Annotated in this window: 24 protein-coding genes and 1 tRNA gene; 12 read left to right on the forward strand and 13 right to left on the reverse strand. The window is 61.2% G+C overall.

Annotated elements, in window-relative coordinates; genetic code table 11:
* Nucleotides 1-131 precede the first annotated feature (131 nt).
* From O9X62_RS14410 to O9X62_RS14460, 11 genes are all read right to left on the reverse strand, one after another.
* A complete protein-coding gene (locus tag O9X62_RS14410; protein WP_269533626.1) occupies nucleotides 132-608 on the reverse strand; it encodes a nuclear transport factor 2 family protein in 477 nt (158 codons plus the stop codon).
* Between the two features lie 39 nt (nucleotides 609-647).
* Nucleotides 648-1,901, reverse strand: a complete 1,254-nt coding sequence (murA, locus tag O9X62_RS14415; RefSeq protein ID WP_269533627.1) for a UDP-N-acetylglucosamine 1-carboxyvinyltransferase — start codon at nucleotides 1,899-1,901, stop codon at nucleotides 648-650.
* 128 nt (nucleotides 1,902-2,029) lie between these two features.
* A complete protein-coding gene (locus O9X62_RS14420; protein ID WP_308446486.1) occupies nucleotides 2,030-2,269 on the reverse strand; it encodes a BolA family protein in 240 nt (79 codons plus the stop codon).
* Between the two features lie 28 nt (nucleotides 2,270-2,297).
* On the reverse strand, nucleotides 2,298-3,053 hold the full coding sequence (locus O9X62_RS14425; protein WP_269533628.1) for an ABC transporter permease: 756 nt from the start codon (nucleotides 3,051-3,053) through the stop codon (nucleotides 2,298-2,300).
* Nucleotides 3,054-3,058: 5 nt separating this feature from the next.
* Nucleotides 3,059-3,976: an ABC transporter ATP-binding protein gene (locus tag O9X62_RS14430; protein ID WP_269533629.1), complete on the reverse strand. Its 918-nt coding sequence runs from the start codon at nucleotides 3,974-3,976 to the stop codon at nucleotides 3,059-3,061.
* A gap of 67 nt (nucleotides 3,977-4,043) precedes the next feature.
* Nucleotides 4,044-4,829, reverse strand: coding sequence for a VacJ family lipoprotein (locus tag O9X62_RS14435; protein ID WP_269533630.1), 786 nt, complete (start codon nucleotides 4,827-4,829; stop codon nucleotides 4,044-4,046).
* A gap of 45 nt (nucleotides 4,830-4,874) precedes the next feature.
* On the reverse strand, nucleotides 4,875-5,147 hold the full coding sequence (locus O9X62_RS14440; RefSeq protein ID WP_269533631.1) for a lipid asymmetry maintenance protein MlaB: 273 nt from the start codon (nucleotides 5,145-5,147) through the stop codon (nucleotides 4,875-4,877).
* Between the two features lie 3 nt (nucleotides 5,148-5,150).
* Nucleotides 5,151-5,762 (reverse strand): phospholipid-binding protein MlaC, encoded by a 612-nt coding sequence (locus O9X62_RS14445; protein WP_269533632.1) that lies wholly within the window; start codon nucleotides 5,760-5,762, stop codon nucleotides 5,151-5,153.
* 25 nt (nucleotides 5,763-5,787) lie between these two features.
* Complete coding sequence (gene mlaD / locus O9X62_RS14450; protein WP_269533633.1) at nucleotides 5,788-6,270, reverse strand: outer membrane lipid asymmetry maintenance protein MlaD; 483 nt, start codon at nucleotides 6,268-6,270, stop codon at nucleotides 5,788-5,790.
* Nucleotides 6,270-7,064: a lipid asymmetry maintenance ABC transporter permease subunit MlaE gene (gene mlaE, locus O9X62_RS14455; RefSeq protein ID WP_269533634.1), complete on the reverse strand. Its 795-nt coding sequence runs from the start codon at nucleotides 7,062-7,064 to the stop codon at nucleotides 6,270-6,272. Before mlaE ends, mlaD begins: the two co-directional genes overlap by 1 nt.
* Nucleotides 7,057-7,866 (reverse strand): ABC transporter ATP-binding protein, encoded by an 810-nt coding sequence (locus tag O9X62_RS14460; RefSeq protein ID WP_308446493.1) that lies wholly within the window; start codon nucleotides 7,864-7,866, stop codon nucleotides 7,057-7,059. Before O9X62_RS14460 ends, mlaE begins: the two co-directional genes overlap by 8 nt.
* A 242-nt stretch (nucleotides 7,867-8,108) precedes the next feature.
* Between O9X62_RS14460 and O9X62_RS14465 the strand changes: the two genes are divergently transcribed.
* The 10 genes from O9X62_RS14465 to O9X62_RS14510 all read left to right on the forward strand — a co-directional run bounded on the left by O9X62_RS14465 (nucleotide 8,109) and on the right by O9X62_RS14510 (nucleotide 20,419).
* On the forward strand, nucleotides 8,109-9,527 hold the full coding sequence (locus O9X62_RS14465) for a sigma-54 dependent transcriptional regulator (RefSeq protein ID WP_269533636.1): 1,419 nt from the start codon (nucleotides 8,109-8,111) through the stop codon (nucleotides 9,525-9,527).
* A 45-nt stretch (nucleotides 9,528-9,572) separates the two neighbouring features.
* Complete coding sequence (locus O9X62_RS14470; RefSeq protein WP_269533637.1) at nucleotides 9,573-10,922, forward strand: ExeA family protein; 1,350 nt, start codon at nucleotides 9,573-9,575, stop codon at nucleotides 10,920-10,922.
* Nucleotides 10,923-11,020: 98 nt separating this feature from the next.
* Nucleotides 11,021-12,913: a pilus (MSHA type) biogenesis protein MshL gene (gene mshL / locus O9X62_RS14475; RefSeq protein WP_269533638.1), complete on the forward strand. Its 1,893-nt coding sequence runs from the start codon at nucleotides 11,021-11,023 to the stop codon at nucleotides 12,911-12,913.
* Nucleotides 12,914-12,922: 9 nt separating this feature from the next.
* A complete protein-coding gene (locus tag O9X62_RS14480; protein WP_269533639.1) occupies nucleotides 12,923-14,557 on the forward strand; it encodes a tetratricopeptide repeat protein in 1,635 nt (544 codons plus the stop codon).
* Nucleotides 14,557-16,248 (forward strand): GspE/PulE family protein, encoded by a 1,692-nt coding sequence (locus O9X62_RS14485; protein WP_269533640.1) that lies wholly within the window; start codon nucleotides 14,557-14,559, stop codon nucleotides 16,246-16,248. The genes O9X62_RS14480 and O9X62_RS14485 overlap by 1 nt, the downstream gene beginning before the upstream one ends.
* 23 nt (nucleotides 16,249-16,271) lie before the next feature.
* On the forward strand, nucleotides 16,272-17,474 hold the full coding sequence (locus tag O9X62_RS14490; RefSeq protein WP_269533641.1) for a type II secretion system F family protein: 1,203 nt from the start codon (nucleotides 16,272-16,274) through the stop codon (nucleotides 17,472-17,474).
* Entirely contained in the window at nucleotides 17,474-19,093 is a 1,620-nt protein-coding gene (locus O9X62_RS14495; protein ID WP_269533642.1) for a hypothetical protein, read from the forward strand. The genes O9X62_RS14490 and O9X62_RS14495 overlap by 1 nt, the downstream gene beginning before the upstream one ends.
* On the forward strand, nucleotides 19,090-19,707 hold the full coding sequence (locus O9X62_RS14500; protein ID WP_269533643.1) for a hypothetical protein: 618 nt from the start codon (nucleotides 19,090-19,092) through the stop codon (nucleotides 19,705-19,707). The genes O9X62_RS14495 and O9X62_RS14500 overlap by 4 nt, the downstream gene beginning before the upstream one ends.
* 8 nt (nucleotides 19,708-19,715) lie before the next feature.
* Nucleotides 19,716-20,237: a hypothetical protein gene (locus O9X62_RS14505; RefSeq protein ID WP_269533644.1), complete on the forward strand. Its 522-nt coding sequence runs from the start codon at nucleotides 19,716-19,718 to the stop codon at nucleotides 20,235-20,237.
* 106 nt (nucleotides 20,238-20,343) lie between these two features.
* A tRNA-Phe gene (locus O9X62_RS14510) sits at nucleotides 20,344-20,419 on the forward strand.
* A gap of 72 nt (nucleotides 20,420-20,491) precedes the next feature.
* Here O9X62_RS14510 and O9X62_RS14515 read toward each other — a convergent pair.
* Both O9X62_RS14515 and O9X62_RS14520 read right to left on the reverse strand, forming a co-directional pair.
* Nucleotides 20,492-20,782 (reverse strand): tyrosine-type recombinase/integrase, encoded by a 291-nt coding sequence (locus tag O9X62_RS14515; protein ID WP_269533645.1) that lies wholly within the window; start codon nucleotides 20,780-20,782, stop codon nucleotides 20,492-20,494.
* Nucleotides 20,754-21,050 (reverse strand): helix-turn-helix transcriptional regulator, encoded by a 297-nt coding sequence (locus O9X62_RS14520; RefSeq protein ID WP_269533646.1) that lies wholly within the window; start codon nucleotides 21,048-21,050, stop codon nucleotides 20,754-20,756. The genes O9X62_RS14515 and O9X62_RS14520 overlap by 29 nt, the downstream gene beginning before the upstream one ends.
* 100 nt (nucleotides 21,051-21,150) lie before the next feature.
* Between O9X62_RS14520 and O9X62_RS16045 the strand changes: the two genes are divergently transcribed.
* Nucleotides 21,151-21,507 carry a helix-turn-helix domain-containing protein gene (locus O9X62_RS16045; protein ID WP_374708403.1) on the forward strand — a complete coding sequence of 119 codons (357 nt, stop codon included), beginning with the start codon at nucleotides 21,151-21,153 and terminating at the stop codon, nucleotides 21,505-21,507.
* Nucleotides 21,508-21,993: 486 nt separating this feature from the next.
* Entirely contained in the window at nucleotides 21,994-23,133 is a 1,140-nt protein-coding gene (locus O9X62_RS14525; protein WP_269533647.1) for a hypothetical protein, read from the forward strand.
* Nucleotides 23,134-23,154: the final 21 nt, after the last annotated feature.

Consider the following 23,154-nt stretch of genomic DNA (forward strand, 5'->3'; position numbering starts at 1 on the left):
TTGCTGGCGAGCACTACTTGTCTATCGCCTACATAAGACAAAGTTATTTGGGGATCAGTTACTTAGACAAGTCACCCGCAAAGTTGTCTAGGCAAATCATGGGTCGGGCGCATTCAGCACAGCGCGGCGGGTCAGCGATACTCGGGGTGTTTTTCGGTAAACCGCCCGAGCCGCTGTGCCGCCATCTTGCGCACCTTGTTGCGCAGCAAGGGCGACCAGCCCAGCAAATAGCCGGGCGCACCCAATGCCATACGGCTCCAAGCCCAGAAGTCGAACTGATCTTCATGACGCAGGATCAGGCCATCGCGGAAGCTGAAGCGCGCCTGGATACGGTTGTGCACGGTACGGCCGGTCTGCGAGAAGGGATAGATGGCTTCCCAGCTGGCTGAGCCCTCCCCTCGGTCGCCCTGCACATGGTTGAAGCGGATTTCCAGCGCTGTTGCGCCCTCGATCAGCATGCGCCACATGGCCGCAGGCTGCTTGCCACGCAGATCGAAAGCCGGATCGCTGAAATGCGCCTCAGGGTGATAGCAGGCTGCCATGGTTGCCCAATCGCCTTGCTGAAAGGCGGTGTAGAACCGCGTGATCAGTGCTGCCTCTGCCGTCATGTCCCGCTCCCGTGCCGCCACCTGTGCGGTGGCGGGGATTTACTGGATACGCTCGATCATGGCACCCACGCCACCCAGCTTCTGCTCGATGTGCTCGTAACCACGATCCAGATGGTAAATACGATCCACAATGGTTTCGCCTTGCGCCGCCAGCCCGGCAATCACGAGCGACGCCGAGGCGCGCAGATCGGTGGCCATTACTGTAGCGCCAGAGAGCTTGTCGACACCGCGCACCACGGCCGTGTGACCATCGATATGGATATCTGCACCCATACGCGCCAGTTCGGACACGTGCATGAAGCGATTCTCGAAAATGGTCTCGGTGATGACGCCCGCGCCGCTGGCGGTGCAGTTCATGGCCATGAACTGGGCCTGCATATCGGTGGGGAAGGCCGGATAAGGCAAGGTACGGATATCGACCGCCTTGGGGCGGCCGCGCATCTCAATCGCAATCCAGCCATCGCCGGCCTCAATGTAGCCGCCCGCCTCGCGCAGCTTGTCGAGCACGGACTCAAGGATGTTGGCGCGAGTATTACGCAGCACCACCTTGCCGCCAGCAATCATAACGGCGCACAGGAAGGTACCGGTCTCGATACGATCAGGCATGACGGCGTGTTCGGCGCCGTGCAGGGCTTGTACGCCTTCGATCGTGATCGTGTCGGTACCATGACCCGTGATCTTGGCGCCCATCTTGTTCAGGCACTCGGCCAGGTCGACCACTTCGGGCTCGCGGGCCGCATTTTCCAGTACGGTGATGCCATCCGCCAGCGTGGCGGCCATCAGCAGGTTCTCGGTACCGGTCACGGTGACCATGTCGGACGAAAAACGCGCGCCCTTGAGGCGCGAGGCGCGGGCATGGATGTAGCCATGTTCGATATTGATCTCGGCACCCATGGCCTGCAGGCCCTTGATGTGCTGATCAACCGGACGGCTGCCGATGGCGCAGCCGCCGGGCAGCGAGACGCGGGCCTCGCCAAAACGCGCCAGCATGGGGCCCAGCACCAGGATCGACGCACGCATGGTCTTGACCAGCTCATAAGGAGCTTCAAGCTTGTCCACGCTACGGCCGGTGAGTTCGAATTCGTGCACGTTATCGGTCATCACGCGCATGCCCATGCCTTGCAGCAGCTTTTGCGTGGTGAGTACATCGCGCAACTGCGGGACATTGGTCAGGCGCAGTGTATCGGCCGTCAGCAGGCTGGCGCACAGGATGGGCAGGGCAGCGTTCTTGGCGCCGGAGATGACAATCTCGCCAGCGAGCGGGCCGTTGCCGGTGATCTTGAGTTTATCCATGAGCGGAATTCTTTCAGAGCGGGGTCAGCGGGTGACCCACCAGAGCACGATGAGCACGAAAATCCAGGGCAGATTCACAAGAAAAAGCCCCAGCCGGCTAGGCTTGGGCTTTTCATCCCGTGGCGGCCCTACGGGCGGTTTTTCCATTCGTGCGGGCTGTAGGTTTTCATCGACAGCGCGTGGATTTCCTCGCGCATGCGCTCACCGAGCGCCTGATACACAAGCTGGTGCTGGCGTACACGCGGCAGGCCATTGAAGGCATTGGCCACGATGGTGGCTTCGAAGTGATGACCATCGCCAGCGACTTCGAGCACTTCGCAAGCCAGACCGGCAGCGATGTATTGTTTGACTTGTTCAGGGGTAACCATGATTTCACTGCGGCCCGAGGGCCGCCTTTCAGTGTTTGAGCTTGTAGCCGGTACGCAAAAGATGCAGCGAGAATGCCATGAGGCCGATGAAGGTGCCAGACACCACCACCAGGCTCAGCCAGGGCGAAACATCGCTGACGCCAAAGAAGCCGTAACGGAAACCATCAATGGCATAGAAAACCGGGTTCAGATGCGATACGCCCAGCCAGAAGGCCGGCAAGGAATGTATCGAGTAGAAAACGCCCGACAAAAACGTCAGCGGCACGATGATGAAGTTCTGGAAGGCGGCAAGCTGATCGAATTTCTCAGCCCAGATGCCGGCAATCAGCCCCAGTACCGCCATCACCCCCGCCCCCAGCAAAGCAAAAACCAGAATCCATAGCGGGTAGACGAAGGCGGGCATGGCAAACATCAAGGTGGCCACCAGCACGCCGGCCCCAACAACCAACCCCCTCGCCACGGCAGCCAGCACGTAGGCGAGGAAGAATTCCAGATGTGACAGGGGTGGCAGCAGGATGAAGACAATATTGCCCGTGATCTTGGACTGGATCAGGCTGCTGGATGTATTGGCGAAGGCGTTCTGCAATACCGACATCATCGCCAGACCGGGGATCAGGAAGGCGGTGTAACGCACGCCGGGATAGGCTTCAATATGGGATTCCAGCACATGCGAAAAGATCAGCAGGTACAGCACGGCCGTGAGCACGGGTGCGGCCACCGTCTGGAAGCTGACCTTCCAGAAGCGCAGGATTTCCTTGTAGAACAGGGTCGCAAAACCTTGCATGGCGCTTACTCCGCCCGCACGGGCGTCTTGCGGCCCATGACGTCAAGAAAGACCGACTCCAGATCGGGCTTGAGGATTTCGATATCGCGCACGGCCACGCCCGCATCACGCAGCGTGGCCAACATGGCTTCCAGCGTGCTGCAGTCGTCGAGCTTGAGCTTGTAGACGCCATCACCCTGCCCCACCAGCAAAGGCTGCAAGGCAGCGGGCAAGACATCGGGAAACAGCTTGAGCGCCAGTGTGCGGGCAGAATGGCTCTGCATCAGCGTGGCCTTGTCATCCAGCGCCACCAGCTCTCCCTGCTTGAGCATGGCGATGCGGTTACACAGGGTTTCAGCCTCTTCCAGATAGTGGGTAGTGAGCACGATGGTATGGCCGGCCTGATTGAGGCCCTGGATGAACGCCCATAATGTCTGTCGCAGCTCCACATCCACGCCCGCCGTCGGCTCATCCAGCACGATCACGGGCGGCTTGTGCACCAAGGCCTGCGCCACCATCACCCGGCGCTTCATGCCACCGGACAGGGAGCGCATATTGGCATCGGCTTTGTTGGCCAGGCCCAGATTGTGGAGCAGCTCGTCAATCCAGTCGTCATTGCGGCGCAGGCCGAAGTAGCCCGACTGGAACCGCAAGGTCTCACGGACGCTGAAGAAGGGATCGAACGTGAGCTCCTGAGGCACGATACCGACCTTGCGGCGGGCAGCGCGATAGTCGCGCTGTACATCGCTGCCCAGCACCTCGGCCGAGCCGCCATCCGGACGGGTCAGACCCGCCAGCACCGAGATCAGCGTGGTCTTGCCGGCGCCATTGGGGCCGAGCAGGGCGAAGAATTCACCTTCATGGATATCGAGATCAACGCCCTTAAGCGCCTCGACTTCCCCGAAGCGCTTCCTGACGGCTGAAAAGCGGATGGCAATGGACATGAGCGACGGCTATGCAGCAAAAGCCGCATTCTACCCGAGAAGCCCGTAGCACCGAGTGCGCACGGTGCTACTGGGCGGGCACGGATGATGCGTCAGCAGCGGCCGGCTCGGCGGCGGAAGGCGCAGCTGCCGAATCGGCCGGGTCATACTCCTCGTCCTCACCCAAAGGCAGTGGCTTGGGCGGACTCCCATCCCAGACCAGGTTGTAGCGACGCTGCAGGTAGGCGTCGCGTACGAAGGCGTATTCATCACCAAAACCCGCCGACGCAACCAGTGACTCGGCCGCAAACAGCTTGGTGCGCTGATCCACGACGCGCAGCAGAGACAAGCCCGTCACTGCATCGTCATCGTTGATGGCCTGCACGGGGTCCATCGCCATCGAACCGACGGTATCCGCCGTATCACGCAGGGTTTTTGGGCCCATCAGCGGTAACACCAGATAGGGACCAGACTCCACACCCCATGCGCCCAGCACCTGGCCGAAATCTTCGTCATGCTTGGGCAGGCCGGCGGGTGTGGCAATGTCGATCAGGCCTCCGATACCCAGCGTGGTGTTGAACACAACCCGGCCAACGTCGCTCGCGGCCTCGCGCCACTTGCCTTGCAGCAGGTTCGAGGCGCCGATGTAGACGTCCTCCAGATTGCTGAAGAAGTTGGACACTCCGGTGCGCACAGGCGCCGGGGTTACCGCCTGGTAGCCCTTGGCGACGGGCTTTAGCACAGCCTTATCGACCGCACTGTTGAAGGCATAGACCTTGCGGTTGATCGGTTCGATCGGATCGTAGTGGTTCGCCGGGGTGGCACAAGCGCTCAGCAGGGTGAGCGAGGACAGGGAAATCAGGGCTTTTTTCATACCGGGGTTCCGGAGCGGGTTCGCTGCAGCATAGACCAGATCCCGTCAGCAAACCGGTGGCAGCAGCGGCTCCACACCGTAAAGCGAGGACAGGGTGCGCAGATTCTCGGGCGGCGCCTGCAGGCTCAGCTTGCGGCCCGCGGCCGCCGCGTCGCGCTGCCAGTGCAGCAGAAGGCTGATGGCGGTGGAATCGATCTCGCTGACCTCGGCCAGATCGATGACCAGCTCCGGTTGATCCAGCGCCGTCGCCATCTCGGCCCTGACCCGGCACACCGAGTCCAGCGTCAGGGCACCGCGCAGCTTTACGACTTCCGCCATGGCTTACTTGCCTGTCTTGGCAGGTTGAGCCGCATTGCGGTCAGCCAGTGCCTTGATCAAACCGTTGATGCCATCTTTCTGCACGGTCTGGTTGAAGCTGGTGCGGTAGTTGGTCACGAGGCTCACACCCTCGACCGCCACATCGAACACTTTCCAGTCATTACCAGCCTTGGCCAGACGGTAATCGATGGGGAAAGGCTGTCCGCCGGTGATCTTGACCTCGGTACGTACCGTGACTTCCGTATCGGTGGGGCTCATGCGTACCGGCTTGACGTCGATATCCTGCAGCTTGTTGGTGCCCACTGCCGTCGAGTAAGTGCGCAGCAGCAAGGTGCGGAACTCGCGTACCAGTGCAGCCTGCTGCTCTGGCGTAGCCTGACGCCAAGACTTGCCCACGGCGGATGCGGTCAGGCGGTTGAAGTCGAAACTCGGCATGACCTTGGCCTCGACCAGATCGCGGAAGCGCTTATCGGTGGGCTGCAGATTGTCTTTCTTGATCGCTTCGAGCACATCCTTGCTGGTTGTGCGAACCAGTTGCTCGGGCGCGGGCGCATCGGCAGCGGCCATGGCGCCCAGACCGATCAGCAGCATGAAGAAGGCGAATAGCTTGCGCATGGGGGTTCCTTGTTATGGGTCCGGCTTATTGAGCGGGGGTATCTGAAGGCGGATTCTCCGCCGCCTTGCTGAACATGAACTGACTGATCAGTTTTTCCAGCACCACGGCCGACGAGGTCAGCGCGATCTTGTCGCCGGACTTGAGCATGGCCTCCTCGGCACCGGCTTCGATACCGATGTATTGGTCGCCCAGAATGCCCGAAGTCAGGATCTCGGCCGAAGAGTCGCGGCTGAACTGGAACTCCTGTTCGATATCCATGGCCACCACGGCACGGTAGGTTGTCGGATCGAGCTGGATGCTGGCCACTCGGCCTACCAGCACACCGGCGCTCTTGATCGGCGCACGCGCCTTCAGGCCACCGATATTGTCGAAAGCAGCCGTTACACGGTAGGTGGGTTTACCGCCACTTGACGAGACATTGCTGACCCGCAACGCCAGGAACACCAAGGCCGCGAGACCCAGCATCACAAACACGCCTACCCAGAAGTCATACACCCGGCGATTCATCAAACACCCCTAAACATGAACGCGGTCAGGACAAAGTCCAGACCCAGAATAACCAGCGAGGACGTCACCACGGTACGCGTGGTGGCACCCGACACCCCTTCGGCGGTCGGCGGTGCATCAAAACCCTCGAATACGGCAATCACCGAGACGGCGATACCGAATGCCACACTCTTGATGAGGCCATTGCCGATGTCGTAGTACAGATCGACCTGTGACTGCATCTGCGCCCAGAACGATCCGGCATCCACGCCGATCAGCATCACGCCAACCACATAACCACCCAGAATGCCCATGGTGGAAAACAGCGCGGCCAGAATGGGCATTGCAATCACGCCGCCCCAGAAGCGCGGCGCAACCACGCGGGCGATCGGATTGACCGCCATCATTTCCATGGCCGCCAACTGCTCGGTGGCGCGCATCAGGCCGATTTCCGCCGTGATGGCCGAGCCGGCACGGCTGGCAAACAGCAGACCGGCAACGACCGGGCCCAGTTCACGCAGCAGACTCAGCGAAACCAGCACACCCAAGGCCTCGGATGCGCCAAAGCGCACCAGCGTGTCGTACCCCTGGAGACCCAGCACCATGCCCACGAACAGGCCCGACACCAGAATGATCACCAGCGAGAGCACGCCAGAGAAATACACCTCGCGCACGACCAGCGCAGGCCGGCGCCAAGCCGTGGCCGAATGCCACAGCAAGGCCATGAAGAAGCGAAAGCCGAAACCCAGCTTGATCAGCGCATCGACAATCGGTGCGCCAAGGTTACGTAAGCGTTTATCGAGCCACTCAGACACGGCCCACCCCCATCAGTTCGGCCGAATAGTCTTTCGCCGGGTACTGGAAAGGCACCGGACCATCGGGCAGGCCGCCCACGAACTGCCGCACAAAGGGCTCCTCGGAGGCACGAATCTCCTCCGGCGTACCCTGTGCGACGATGCGACCATCAGAGACAAAGTAAATGTAATCAACGATCTGCAAGGACTCGATGACGTCGTGCGTGACCAGTATCGAGGTGGCGCCGAGCGCATCATTGAGTTCGCGGATCAGCTTGCCGACGATCCCCAGCGAGATCGGGTCCAGGCCGGCAAAGGGTTCGTCGTACATCACCAGCATCGGGTCCAGCGCAATCGCACGGGCCAGCGCAACACGGCGTGCCATGCCGCCGGAGAGTTCCGACGGCATCAGCTTGGCGGCACCGCGCAAGCCCACCGCATGCAGCTTCATCAGCACCAGATCGCGAATCATCGATTCGGGCAGATCGGTGTGCTCGCGCATCTGGAATGCGACGTTGTCAAAAACAGACATATCGGTGAACAAGGCACCGAACTGGAACAGCATGCCCATCTTGCGGCGCAGGTGATACAGGCCGTCGGAGTCCAGATCGTGCACCACCTTGCCACCCACCCGGACTTCGCCCTTGGATGGCTTGACCTGACCACCGATCAGCCGTAACAGTGTGGTCTTACCGCAGCCGGAACCGCCCATGATGGCCACGACCTTGCCCTTGGGGATATCCAGACTGATACCCTTGAGAATGGTGCGGCGGTCGTAAGAAAAGGTGACATTGTCGACGACGACAAGCGGTTCGGCAGACACAGGAGATGCGCTCGGCGGCATGTGGACTCGAAATTTTAGTTCAGGGACCCTCCGACAACAATTCGGACGGCCAGTTCTCGTTGCAGTGCAACAACAAGCAAGCAGACCTGCGCCACCCGGCGGCACAGTGCTAGGATATGTCGAGTTCTCGACGGTAGATTGGCAACACCGTCCTAAATGGGGCCTCCCCGCGGGTCCACAAGACCCGGGTGACAATTTTTATCCGGATACCTGCCAGACCCATGAATCCTGCCCAAGCCGGCCTGCTGCTGGTTGACGACGACCCGCTGATCCGCGACACCCTGAGCTTCGTGCTAGGTGACCAGTTCACCGTGCGCTGCGCTGCCAATCGCACCGAAGCCATCGCGCTGGCTACATCTGTCGATTTCGTCCCCGCACTGGCACTTGTGGATCTGGGCCTGCCACCGCGCAGCCATCAGCCCGATGAGGGCTTCCGGCTGATCGTTGAGCTTGCCGCCCTGCTGCCAACCTTGAAAATCCTTGCACTGACCGGCCAGACCGATGAGCACAATGCCCGCCATGCCCGCACACTGGGGGCCGTGGACTTCATTGCCAAGCCGGCCGGACCCGATGTGATCCGCGCGGCACTGGCGCGGGCGTTGAACTGGCAGGTAGCCGAGCACACCCTGCAGCCCCGGCTTGAAATCGCCGGCCTGATCGGTGCCAGCGCGCCAATGGAACGCCTGCGCAAACAGGTGCATCAATTCGCCGCAGCGCCTTTTCCGGTACTGATCACGGGCGAATCCGGCTCGGGCAAGGAAGCCGTGGCCAAAGCGCTGCACGTTGCCTCGCCACGCGCCGACGGCCCATGCCTCGCCCTCAATTGCGCAGCCCTGACGGAAAGCCTGATCGAAGCAACGCTGTTCGGCCACGCCAAAGGCGCCTTTACCGGCGCCACCGTGGCCCGGGCAGGTTACTTCGAGGAAGCCGCTGGCGGCACTCTGTTTCTGGATGAGATCGGCGAGCTGCCCCTGCCTTTGCAAGCCAAGCTGCTGCGTGTACTGGAGAATGGTGAGTACCAGCGCCTGGGCGAAACACAGACCCGGACCAGTGCCGCCCGCGTGGTCACCGCCACCAATCGCGATCTGCGCGCACTGGCCCGCAGTGGTGCCTTTCGTACCGACCTTTATCACCGCCTATCGGTGCTGAGTATCGAGACGCCACCGCTGCGCGAGCTGGGCGATGATCGCCTGCTGCTATTGACCCACTTCCTGGGCCACTATGCGCAACAGCTGGGGCAGGCGCCGTTCACCCTGGACTCTTCGGCCATACAGGCCTGGCTGCGCTATGGCTTCCCCGGCAATGTGCGCGAGCTGCGCAATATCGCCATCCGTCTTTTGGCCAAGTACCCGGGCCAGACGATTGACGCCGCAATGCTGACCGACGAGTTCGACAGCGAGGCGCTTCCGCCTGCCGCCCATACAGGCCGCGTGGATGAGGATGCGGCCATCCGCCTGCTGCGCGACCATGCCGACTTCAACCTGGACAACTGGCTGGCCAGCTGGGAGCAGCAATGCATCGCCGCCGCACTCAAGCTTGCCGATGGCAATATGAGTCAAGCCGCACGGCTGCTCGGCATCAACCGGACAACGCTGTATAGCCGGCTTGAGGCTAAATCAGGCAAGGACCACCAACTCTGATGTCTAGAGACACACGAACCGCCGCATACACGGGCACCGACCGCCATGTACCTTGAGCATTACGGACTGAGCGAACCGCCGTTCCGCATCACCCCGCACACCGAGTTCTTTTACCAGGGCGCCAACCGCGGCGCCACGCTGGAGGCGCTGCAATACGCCATCCTCCATGGCGAGGGGCTGGTCAAGGTGACCGGTGAGGTCGGCGCAGGCAAGACCATGCTGTGCCGCGTGCTGATGGAGCGTCTGCCCGAAGGTATCGATACCGTTTATCTGGCCAATCCCAGCCTCAGCAAGGAAGAAATCCTGCGTGCGATCGCAGATGACCTGAGACTGGATATCGATCACCAGCGCGCCACTGTACTCATCCGCGCCCTTCAGGAAGCGCTGATCGCCCGTTACGCGGCCGGCCGGCAGGTAGTGGTGCTGATCGATGAGGCCCACGCCATGCCGGAAGAGAGCCTGGAAGAAATCCGCCTGCTGTCCAATCTGGAGCACGGCCACCACAAGCTGATGCAGATCGTCCTGTTCGGCCAGCCCGAACTGGATGCCAAGCTGGCCCCTACCCATATGCGCCAGTTGCGCGAACGCATCACCCACAGCTTCGAGCTGGTGCCCTTGCGCCAAACCGACGTGGGCGATTACCTGATGTTCCGGCTACGCGCAGCAGGCTACAAAGGACCGGACCTGTTCAGCCCGCAAGCCATCAAACTGATCGCCGCCGAATCCGAAGGCCTGACCCGGCGCATCAATATTCTGGCCGACAAAGCGCTGATTGCTTCCTTTGCTGCGGGTCGGCACCAGGTGGATACCGCAGAAACCAAGGCTGCGATACGTGACAGCGGATTCCGCAAGCAGAGCAAACGGCTGCCCACCCGGATGCTGGTCGGCGGCAGCCTGCTGGTGGCGGGATTGCTGCTCGGGGCGGGCGCCAGCCGCTGGCTGCCCGACCAGCCCATGACACCTGCGCCAGCCATCGCCTCACAGCCAAGCCCCCCCCTGCCGGCACCCAAGGCGGCGCCGCCGAGCACACCACCCGCGCCCCCCGAAACCGGCAAGGAAACGTCGCTCTATGCAGCGCGACTGCAACGCAGCATGGCGACATTCGCACGCAGCAGCGACAACACCTTCACCATCCAGCTCGCCTCACGCCCCGCCAGCGAAGAGCGGCAACTGATGCAGATGCTGGTGCAGGCCGGCCGTAGCCTGCCCGTGGACAACCTGTACTTCCATCCTATCCAGCGGCAAGGCCAGGCATATACCGCCCTCTTCTACGGCTTATTCACAAGCCAGCAAGAGGCCGCCGCCGTGCTCGCCGCTTTACCCAGCGATCTCCAGCGCCGCGATCCGCTACTCCGGACGGTGGCGGGCGTTCGCGCTGATATGCCATCGGAATGAGCAACCCACCACAACGAAAGACTTATGAATCAATGATTTCGGCGGCATTATTCATGCAAAGGTGTAAACTCGAAGCAAACTCGACTCTGCGACTGCACATGCGACGCCCGCTGATTCTCTCCGCCCTGATGTTTGCCGCCGGTTGCGCGACCCAGCCCGTGCAGGTTGACCCGCAGCGCCACGTGACCCCGCCAGCCGAACGTCCGGCCGACCTGCCCCAGCCCGTCGAGCGCCATGCCTTCCTGCCCAAGCCCGGCGCCCAGACCAAGACCGATACCTATAGCGTGGTTGTCAACAACGTCCCGGTGCGCGATCTGATGTTTGCACTGGCGCGCGACGCCAAGCTCAACGTTGATGTGCACCCGCTGGTCAAGGGCACGGTGACGCTCAATGCCCTGAACCAGACCCTGCCGCAGATCCTGGATCGCATCGCCCGCCAGATCGACATGCGTTACACGCTGGAAAACGGCGTCCTGGCCGTGGTGCCCGATCGCCCATTCCTCAAGACCTACACGCTCGACTACGTCAACATCACTCGCAGCACCAAGAGCACGGTCACCATTTCCACCAGCGTCTCCAGTGCAGGGGGTTCGGTCAGCGGCACCGGTGGCAGCACGGGCAATGCCGGTTCCAACAGCTCGGTCACCGAGGTCAGCAACACCTCCGATAACAAGTTCTGGGAGCGGCTCGAGACCAATATTCGCAGCCTGCTCCAGTCTACCCGCGCCGTTACCCAGCAGGAGAAGCAGGAGCGCGAGGCGATGGAAGCCAAGGATGAGCAATCGCGCAACGCAGAAGTCGCCGAGCAGAAGGCCGAAGCCGAGCGGCGCAAACAGGAGGAGCGCATGCGTGCCGCCCAGATGGTGGCGCAGGCGGGCACCGGGGCGCCTCAGTTGCTGTCCATGGTGCTGGGCCCCAACGCCCAGCAGGCCAATCCGCAGGCCGCGGACGCCAAGAGCGATGATGTGTTCATCCACCCGGAAACCGGCGTCCTGAGCGTCAACGCAACCAGCCGCGAACATGCCAAAGTCCAGGAGTTTCTTGATCGCATCACCGCCAGCGCACGCCGGCAGGTGCTGATCGAGGCCACCATCGTTGAGGTATCCCTGAACGACCAATACCAGACCGGCATCAACTGGGCCTCGTTCAAGGCCAATACCGATGGCTCCTTGCAGGATAACCGCGCCAACATCACCCAGAACGCCTTGGGCGACAGTCTCAGTCAGCTGCCCTACACCCTGCTGACCTACACCAAAAAGGCCAGCAGCCTGCTCAACGGCGCGGATTTCACAGCCACCGTGAAGGCGCTCGAACAGTTCGGCAAGGCCAAAGTCCTGTCCAGCCCCAAGATCATGGCGCTAAATAACCAGACCGCCCTGCTCAAGGTGGTGGACGAGAAGGTCTACTTCAACATCACGCTGGACATCGAGGCCGCCACGCAGAACTCACCCGAGCGCCGCACCTGGACCAGCGAGATCCACACCGTACCGGTGGGCATGGTCATGAGCGTGACGCCTCAGGTCAGCGATGGCGACACGGTCTCGCTCAATGTACGTCCCACCATCAGCCGGATTACCGGCTACCAGGCTGATCCTGCATTGGCGCTGGCGCAATCGCAGTTCGGCGCCAATGACCAGAAGGTGCAGAACCTGATTCCGGAAATCCAGGTGCGCGAAGTGGAGTCCACCTTGCGGCTGGCCAGCGGCCAGGTCGCCATTCTGGGCGGCTTGATCCAGGATCAGGTCGACAACAAGCGCAGCGGCATTCCCGGCCTGTCACGCCTGCCCTTTGGCGCGGGCGACCTGTTCAGCTACCGCGACGACGTGGCCACCAAAACCGAGCTGGTCATCTTCCTGCGCCCGGTGGTGATCCGCGATGCCAGCCTGAACGGGGATCTGTCCGAATATCGCCAGTACCTGCCTGCCGAAGATTTTTTCAACCGCAAACAGGACGAAATTTCCGTCTTCAAGAGCGGACTGCCCGCGCGCTGAGGACTACCCATGAGCCTGCTGCTCGACGCCCTGAAAAAAGCCGAAGAAGCCAAACGACGCCGTGAGGCCGGACTCACGACGGCACCCGCTGCCAGTGCCGCCGTGCCGGGGCAGCCCGATGCCGGCCAGGCTGCATTGCCCGAACTGTCATTGCAAGACGCCATCGAGCCGGCGGCGCCGGTCGCGCCGACCGCTTCACCCGCCGCCGATGGGCTGACCTTCACGCTGGAACCCGTTGCGCCACATACCGAAGACCTGGCGCTCACCAGCGGGGCGCCCGAAGAGGCAGCCTTGCCCGCGCTGGAGATGGCTGGGCCGGATGAAATGGAAGCCACGCCGACGCCGACTGCAAAGGAAATTCCCGCGCTGATGGACGTCGAACCCGCGGCGGAGATGACCGTTGCAGCCCAGCCCGAGCCAAAAGCTCAACCCGCAACGGAACCCGTTGCGGAGATCGCAAAAGCCGCTCCGCCGGCAGCAGTATCGACGGCTCGCGAGCCCGATCCCGTCGCCGCACCTCCGTCAGCATCCAGCACCACGCCGACCAGCCCCCCGGCATCGCCGGCGGCAACGATTGCGCTGGAGACCCGTCGCGATAGCCCGATGCAGCTATCTCCCGAAGCCACCCGTCAGCTGTTCGACAGCAAGCGCACGCAGAGCCAAGGGCTCTCGCGAGGTCGAAGGGTAGCCTTGCTGATAGGACTGTGTTTCGCGCTGGTCTTCGCAGGCGGCGGCTGGCTCTGGTGGCTGTGGCAAGGCACGCAGCAAGGCTCGCTTGCCCTCGTGCCGACCCGCCAAACCAGTGCCTCCGATGCCGCCCCCCTCACAGAGGCGGCCGTGGCCGAGGCAGTCAGCAATGCTCTTCCGGCGCCCACAGACAGCGCCGGCAGCGTCGCCCCGGCACCAAGCACGCCAGTAACGGCGAGCACGCCCGCGCCGGCGGCCGACACAACGCAAGCGCCGCCGCAGCCCGCTCCTCCGGTAAAACCCCGCGACGGCGATCGCGCCCGAGTCATTGAAGTGCCGCATGACGTGGCTGCGCCGGATGTGCGTTTTGTGCGCGATGCCCAGGACAACGCCATACCCCGCAATCTGCAACTGGCTTACGACGCCTTCCAGCAAGGCGACTACCCGCGCGCGGCCGAGCTGTACCGCCAGCATCTGCGTCAGGACAGCAAGAGCCGTGATGCTCTGCTGGGGCTGGCCGCCGTTGCGGTGCAGCGGCAACAGCTGGACGAAGCACGCAATCTGTACCGTCGTGTGCTGGCCGACAACCCGCGTGACGAGCTGGCCAATGCGGCACTGATCAGCCTATCGACCAATAACGATCCGGACGCCGCCGAAGGCAAGCTGCGTACGCAGATGCAGCAGTCGCCACGGCCGGAAACCGCCACTGCGCTCGCCAATTTACTGGCGCGCCAGGGGCGCTGGAGTGAAGCCCAGGAGTTCTACTTCCAGGCACACGGAGCGGCGCCTGATGATCCCGACTACGCCTACAACCTGGCAATTGCGCTGGATGCGCTGGGTGAACGCAAGCTGGCGGCCGACTACTACCGCAAGGCGCTGAACATGGCTGCCCGCAAACCCGCTTCCTTTGATGCTGATGCCGCGCAACGCCGGCTGGCCAAGCTGGGGGGCGAGTAGTGGCGGCGGCAGGCAAGAAGCTTCCGCTCGGTGAACTGCTGGTCCACAAGGGCGTCATCAGCCCCGACCAGCTGCGCATCGCGCTGACCGAGCAGCGCAAGACTGGTACGCCGCTGGGCAAGGAACTGGTCCGGCTCGGTTTCGTTTCCGATGCCACGCTGCGCGAGGCGCTGTCGGAGAACCTGGGGCAGGAATCCGTCGATCTGGCCAAGATCCTGCCCAACAATGCCGCCATCGCCCTGCTGCCCAAGGACATTGCCAAGCGCAATCTGATGCTGCCCTTGTCGGTTGATGACGAAGCACGCAAGTTCACGGTGGCCATGGCCAACCCGAACAATCTGGTCGCACAGGATCAGGTCCGGGCGCTACTGCGCAATGCCTACGAGATCGAAGCCCGGCTGGCCGCCGAAGCCGACATCATCCGCGCGATTGATCAGTACTATGGTTTCGAGCTGTCGATTGACGGCATTCTGCACGAGATCGAAACCGGTCAGATCGACTACGCCAGCCTCTCCAGCGGCGACGCCGAGTACAGCCAACCGGTCGTCCGGTTGATCGATGCCCTGCTGGCCGATGCCGTGCACCACGGCGCGTCCGACGTCCACTTCGAGCCCGAACCCCAGTTCGTGCGTATCCGCTACCGGATCGATGGCGTGCTGCGGCAGATCCGCAGCCTGCACAAGACCTACTGGCCGGCCATGGTCGTGCGCCTCAAGGTCATGTCATCAATGAACATCGCCGAGACCCGCGCCCCGCAGGATGGGCGTATCTCGCTCTCGATCTCTGGCCGCCAGCTCGATTTCCGGGTCGCAGCACAGCCCACGGTTTACGGTGAAAACGTGGTACTGCGTATCCTGGACCGCCACAAAGGCCTGGTGCCACTGGACCAGCTCGGCCTGCCCGACGATAACCTCAACCTGCTCAAGCTGATGCTGGCGCGGCCCGAGGGCATCATCCTGGTCACCGGGCCCACCGGCTCGGGCAAAACGACGACGCTGTATTCGATCCTTAGTCACATCAATTCCGAAGGGGTCAACATCATGACCCTGGAAGACCCGGTCGAATACCCGCTGCCGATGATTCGCCAGACCAATGTCAGCGACAAGATCGACTTCGGCTCGGGTATCCGCTCGATGATGCGACAAGACCCGGACATCATCCTGGTCGGTGAAATCCGCGACAAGGACACGGCCGAGATGGCCTTCCGCGCCGCCATGACCGGCCACCAGGTGTATTCAACCCTGCATACCAACTCGGCCGTGGGTGCCGTGCCGCGTCTGCTGGATATTGGCGTGCTGCCCGACATCATGGCGGGCAACATCATCGGCATCATTGCGCAGCGGCTCGTGCGCAAGCTGTGCGGCGCCTGCAAGGAGCCATACCAGCCTGATGATTTCGAGCGCCATATCCTCGGCCTGCCACCCGGTGAACTGACCCTTTACCGCGCAAGGGGCTGTGAGCGCTGCAACGGCCAGGGTTACAAGGGCCGGATCTCGGTGCTGGAGATCCTCAAGCTCGACGGCGAGATCGACGAGCTGATCGCGCGCCGTGGCACCGCACGGGAAATCCGCAAACTGGCTATCGAGAAAGGTTTCCGCCCGCTGGCCGATGACGCCGTACGCCGTGTCGCAGAGGGGCTGACCTCGATCGATGAAATCTCCCGTGTGGTCGATCTGACTGATCGCATCTAAGCGCCTGCTCAGGATCCGACACCATGCAGTTCAAGTACCGCGCCATCGACAACCAGGGCCGTACCGTCCGCGGTCAGCTCGAAGCCAGCAATACGGCGGATCTGGAGACACGCCTTGCGCGGCTGGAACTGACCCTCATCAGCGAAAAGGCAGTGGCCTCGGGTAAGGGCCTGTTTGCCCAGAAGGCCATCACCCGCAAGGACCTGATCACCTTCTGCTTCCATATGGAGCAGATGACCCGTGCCGGCGTCCCCCTGCTGGACGGACTGGCCGATCTGCGCGACACCATCGAGCATCCGGCATTCCGCGAGATCCTTGCCGTGATCATTGAGGATATCGAGGGCGGCTTGCAGCTATCGCAGGCGCTGGGCAATCACCCCAATGTCTTTGCGCCAGTCTTCGTGAACCTGATCCAGGCCGGCGAAGAAACCGGCAAGCTGGCAGATGTGCTGCTGAGTCTGGTCGATACGCTCAAGTGGCAGGACGAGTTGGCCGCGCAGACCAAAAAAGTGTTGATGTATCCGGCCTTTGTCGGGTCCGTCGTGCTCGGAGTCGTCGTGTTCCTGCTGGCATGGCTGGTGCCGCAGCTGGTCAAGTTCATTCAGAGCATGCAGCAGGAACTGCCCTGGAATACGCGGCTGCTGATCGCGCTGTCTGACTTCATCGTCAACGACTGGTGGGTCATCCTTACCCTGATTGGTGTCGGCATCGGCGGCTGGCTGCTGTGGCGCAAAAGTGACCCCGAATACCAGTACAAGGTCGATGGGCTCAAGTTGCGTGTCCCCTTTATCGGACCGGTGCTCCAGAAAATCATGCTGGCGCGGTTTGCCGCCTACTTCGCGCTGACCTACTCCTCGGGCATCGCCATTCTGGAAAGCATCCGCATCCTCGAAGGTGTGGTCGGCAATGTGGTGATTGCCCGCGGTCTGGTCGAGGTCCGCGGCTTGATTACCGAGGGCCAGGGCGTTGCCGCCAGCTTTGAAAAAGTGCGTCTGTTCCCACCGCTGGTGATCCGCATGCTACGCGTCGGTGAAAACACGGGCGGTCTGGATAGTGCCCTGCGCAATGTCAGCTACTTTTACAATCGCGAAGTCAAGGAATCGATCGAGCGCGTACAGTCGCTGATCGAACCGGTCATGACCGTAGTGCTAGGCTTCATTCTCGGCTCGGTGATGCTGTCGGTGCTGGGGCCGATTTACGACTTGCTGACCAAGATCAAGATCTGATGGCGATTACCCGCTTCTACCTGTTCGTCAACGACCTCGGCACCACCGTCTGGCGCGCTGCCGGCAAGTCCTTGGCCGAGTACGCGCGCTGCCCGGCGGACCTGGACGGCATGGCCGCCTTCGAAACGCTGGTAGCGCAGTATCCCGACGCTCACTGGCACTTGCTGTTCGATCTGCTCGAAGAGGATTACCGGATCGAGACGATCCCGCATGCCAACCCGCGTGATCGCCGCCTGATGGTCGAACGCCGTCTGCAGCAGCTGTACCGGGAGTCCGGCTATCGCAGCTATGCCTTTCAGGGCAGAGAGGCCGAAGGGCGCCGCGACCATCGCGTCCTGTTTACTGCGCTGACCAACCCGACCCCGCTGGATCGCTGGGTCATGCCGCTAATGCAGGCCGGCGCGCGGATTGCCGCGATTCACTCGGTCGCGCTGTTGACCAGCCGCTACGCCATCGGCGCCAAGGCCATCCCGCACAAGGCCTTGATTGTCAGCCGGCAAACCGGCAGCGGACTGCGGCAGACCTATATCGCGGACGGCGCGCTACGATTCTCGCGGCTCACCACCATTGATGACGACAGCCTCGAAGCACTCAGCGACAGTCTGATCAGCGAAGCCGCCAGGGCACGCCAGTTCCTCGCCAGCCTGCGTGCGCTGGAGCGTAACGAGGCCATGCAGGTGGTGATGCTGTGCAGCACCGAGGCCTGCGCCCAGTTACGGGCACGCTGCCCGGACTCCGAGCTGATCCACTATCACTTTCTGGATCTGGTCCAGGTGGCCCATGCGCTGGGCAGCGTCAGCGATCCCGGCGTGGCCATGGCAGAGCCGATGTGGCTGCGCCTGATCGCCAAGCGCGCCCCGCCCAACCAATATGCCACGCCGGCACAGCGCAAACCGTACCTTGCCTGGCAGATCGGTCGCGGCCTGTTTGTCGGCGGCACCCTCCTGCTGCTGGGCGGCCTGCTGGCGGGCGCCTACCTCTGGCAAGACAGCCAGGCACTGGATCGCAGCATCAGCGCGCTCGACCAGCGCACGGCCACCGCCGAAGCCACTTATGCCGCCAATCAGGCCGATATCAAGGAAGGAGAGCTCAGCCCCACGGGCATGAAGCATGTGGTGCAGAGTTACCGTCAGCTTGTCGAGGAATGGCCCGCGCTGGCCGATGGCCTGAGCCCGATCACCGAGATCGTCAACCGCTACCCCATGCTGGACCTCGATGCCCTGGTCTGGATGATCAGCAGTCAGCCAAGCGCCATGCCCGCCGGACTGCTGGGCGCCACGAGCAGCGCCCCGCTTCCGGCAGCCGCCCCAATGCCCGTCGAGGGTGCTGCCGCACCGCCAACCGGGCGTTACCTGATCATCGGCATCCGGGGCCAGCTAATCGGTTATCAGTTGCGTTACCGGGAGGCGCTGGCCATTGTGGATGAAATAGCACAAGCGCTGCAGGTGCGTCCCGATGCCACAGTCGAGAAGCTGCAGCTCCCCATCGACACGCGCCCGGAAGGCACGGTAGATCTGGGCAGCACCACCGGCACCGCCAGCGCGGGCGCGCCCTTCACCCTCAAGCTCACGTTGCCGCTGAATCCCTCTCCCGCGCCGCAAGAGGAGACCGCGCTATGAGTTGGTCTCTTGCCGATCTCCGACTGCTGCGCAAACCCTTGATGGCAGCCGGCGTCTGCCTGCTGGTCGGCGCCGCGACCGCCTGGGCGGGGTGGACCTTGCGCCAGCAAGCCCAGGCGCGCTTTGACCGCGCATCGATGAAAGTCAGCGAGGCCGAGGCGCGAGCCGCGGCCGCGGTGGCAGATCGAGCCAATATCGACGCGTATCAGGCCGTTATCCTGCAAATGCGCGCACGCGGCGTGATCGGCCCGGAGCAGCGCCTTCCCTGGATCGAATACTTCACCGCCCTGAACGCGGCAGGGAATCCGGCTGAACTCACGCTCAAGATCGAACCACGGCGCACCCTCGAAGACGCACCGGTCACGCCGGAGCCGCTGGAGAACCTGCAGTTCTATGCCAGCAAGCTCACACTGACCGCCAAGCTGCTGCACGAGGTGGATCTGCTGCGCATGCTGGCCCGGCTCAAAACAGTGAAAGGCGCCGCCATCATCCGCCAGTGCTCGTTGCTACGCGCCGATGGCAGCAATGCCGTGCGGCCCTATCTGCTCGAAAGCGCCTGCGAAGGCGAGATCATCACCCTCGACAAGCCCCCCGTGGCACCACCACCGCCATGAGCCAGCCCATGCAGCGTTCCCTGCGCTACCTCTTGCCGCTCTGGCTGTTCAGCCTGAGCGCGCACGCCGACACCCCGCCTCCCGATGCCTTGGGGAAACTGTTCTTCTCGCCCTCGGAACGCGCGGAGCTGGACCGTATCCGCGCCGGCATCATGGACAGCGATGATCCTGCACGCGCGGCGCGTACCCTGCGGCTAGACGGCATGGTCCAGAAGAACGATCAGCAGCCCATCATCTGGGTCAACGGTTTGCGCCACAAAGGCCACGACATCGCCGGCGCCAGCATCACCCCGACCAAGCTCTCGGCCAGCACACTGGAGGTCAGCCTGCCTCCGCCCGATGCCCGCGCCATGTACCTCAAGGTCGGCCAGACGCTTGACCCGGCCGGTGGCAACCTGCGCGAGGTTTACCAGCGCCCCCCCCAGGAGCTGAACCAGTTGCTGCAATTGCTCTCCCGCCGAGGAGCTGCAGCCAAAGCCAGCGCCACCAAAGCAGTCTCGACGCCACCGCAAAAACCACCCGCACGCTGAGAAATTGCCATCCTCCACCCTACTGACCGGCGTCTGGCTCTATAGGCTGGCGGCAAAGCCGCTTGACGCTCCGCAGGCTTTCCTGTTTAATGCGGCCTCTCTCGACGGCCAGTTAGCTCAGTTGGTAGAGCAGCGGATTGAAAATCCGCGTGTCCGTGGTTCGATTCCGCGACTGGCCACCAGATACAGAAGGGCTCACAGCAATGTGAGCCCTTTTCGTTTTGCTCCGCAATTCTGCGCGTGCTCCGCAATTCCTACTTTGTCGGGTCGGACAAAGCACCCCTTCTATCTCGCACGTAACGCTCGGTCGTCGTCACGGTTGTATGGCCGAGCTGCTTCTGTGCCTTGCGAATGTCGCCGGACGATTCGGTCGTATCGGTACCCGCTTTGGCGCGCAGATCCCGGAACTGAAAGTGCTGGATCTCGCTGGCCAGCCCGATGTTCTGCTTGGCGGCTTCGATGCGCGCACGGTCAAAGCGGCTTCGCAGGGCATGGTAGGTCAGCGGCCTTCCCTCCTCATTCACCAGGAGCTTGAGCGCGTGCACGGTGAGCGACTGCTTGCGAGCACGGATACGCGGTGGAGGAGGAGACGTTCATGGGGGCGTTTGCGGCCGGCTGCGTGTAGCGATCGGGATACAGAATTTCCAGCTCGGAAATTTCCAGGACCTTGGCGATGCGCTCAGCCAGCGCCGGGGAACAGCGAACCTTGTCGGTTTCGATGTTCGATAGATGGGGCACTGATGCATCAACCTTTTCAGACAGGTCGTACAGGCTCATGCACAGGGCTTCACGTCGAGTTCGCAGCGGGCTCATATCAAGCTCACTTAGTTAGCTGATAACTAAGTTTTCTGATGGCTCAGTGTTAGTCAATAACAAACTTTGTTTGCCGGTAGCTAACGCTAGAATTCGCCCAATGAAAGCAAACCCAGTCGCTACGCGGATCACGCACGCGCGTGAGTTCGCAGGCTTCAGCAAAGCCGAGTTCGCAAGGCGCATGGCAGTTTCGGCGCCCACAGTGACCAACTGGGAAGCGGACAAGATCAGACCGGATACCGACAACCTGTCGCAGATTGCAGTGCTCTGTGGCGTGTCGTTCGAATGGCTGGCCACAGGCAGAGGAGGGATGAGGTTCGATACGCCGTCAGTGCGTGAACCAACAAAAGAATATGAAGCGTTACCAGCGGATGAATCATGCCTTTTGACTATCTATCGCAAGCTCCCAGCCGCGAGGCGGAGGGCATTGCTCACCTTTTTGGAGAGCTGGACCTAACGCATTTTCTGAGGAGGAAACGCGATGCCAGGATTGTTACCCTGCCCCTACTGCGGGTACGGCCTCAAAGCCATGCCCAGCAGGCAGTCAAAGTGTCGCCCCTGCAAAGAAACCATCTACATCAAGCGATTTTCCAACGAGACAGAGAACCGAATGATGACGGCCGCGATGGCCGAGGATGCCGAGAGGGCGCGGGGCGAGCGGTCTCCGAAGCTAGACTATTCGGAATTGCAGCGGCAAAGCACAGAAGCGTGGAACCGCGACATCGCTGAGTATCGCCGTCGCCGGTTCATCCAAGCCATTCAGATTCACCCTACTGTCCTCCTAGACTATTGCGATCACGCCAAGCACTTCGCTGGCTCCTACTCTGTGACCGCATTACCTATCTACCCGCCATCGAAGTGCGAAGCCGTCATCGCCGGTGAGAACTGCATTTGCTGGTGGACACCGGTACTCAACTGACGGCTTGAAGAGGATTAGCATCAAATGGCAGAACTGATTGACATTAATGATATTGCCAAAATAATCGATAACGCGATTGCTCATTTCGACAACTTCATTATTAGCTGCTCTCAAAAAGACGAGCGACTACCAATATCGAGGAAGTTGCGCGCATGGCTTAACCGAGTCAACCGAATCATAAAATCCGGGGACTTAACCAGCATTTCACAATTCAACTCGAAAAATGCAGCAAAAATAGCAACCTCACTAATAAAGCTACTGACAAGCATCGACACCCAAAGGATCACCAAAGATAGTATTGAAATACTAATGTCAGAAGCAAATGAGGTTCTATCAACATCCAGCGCGACTTATAAAAACCACGCACCGAATAGACGATTAAGCATAGGCGACACCATCCGCCACATGCGGGAAAGTTCGCTTTTTTCCAGCGGAAACGATGAGCAGGAATACACGGCCGAGGCAATTCGACGAGCAAGTAAAGCGATCGAGGAGTTTATTAGACGAAAAGAATCCGAAGTTGACTCCAACGTCCACAAGGCGACAGAGAAGCTACAGCTAGCGGTGGAAACCGCAGAAGCAAATGAACAGCTGATAAAGGGACTTGCATCCAATATTACAGGACTAACTCAAATGCGCGTCAATGAGTTAGTAGCTGATGAGAACATCAAGATTTCAGACGATGAATTCAAACTTTCGTCGAAATGGATGATTATCTCTGTTTGTTTTTTCATCCTCACATTTCTTGTTTCCATAATTCTTTATGCATATGATCGATGTATAGTTGCATCACCTCAATTCGAGTGGTTCCACTGGATCAAACTTTCAAGAGCACACAATTGCGAAGTTCTGGACGTAAATTTCGCCACAGTTGGTTCACGATCAATTGTCAGTATTGGACTTTTGATTATGGGCATCTACTCGGCGGTAATCTCAGACAGACACAGACGGGTCGCGATTTACCATAGAAAATTTTACGTGGAAACCAACTCTTTAGGCCCATATCTAGCCGACCTAACCAAAGAGCAGAGAGATCAAGTTCGAATTGACTTGGTGGCCAAGTACTTTGGTCAGATGAACTACATGGAAAAAACAGCCGGGACCGGCTCATTGGAAGACAGCATCTTGAAAATGATCGGTTCACAAGGTGGGAAATCCAGCTAATTTTATGTAGCAGGAAGGAAT

It is taken from the genome of Chitinimonas sp. BJYL2 (assembly GCF_027257935.1).
Taxonomy (GTDB): domain Bacteria; phylum Pseudomonadota; class Gammaproteobacteria; order Burkholderiales; family Chitinimonadaceae; genus Chitinimonas.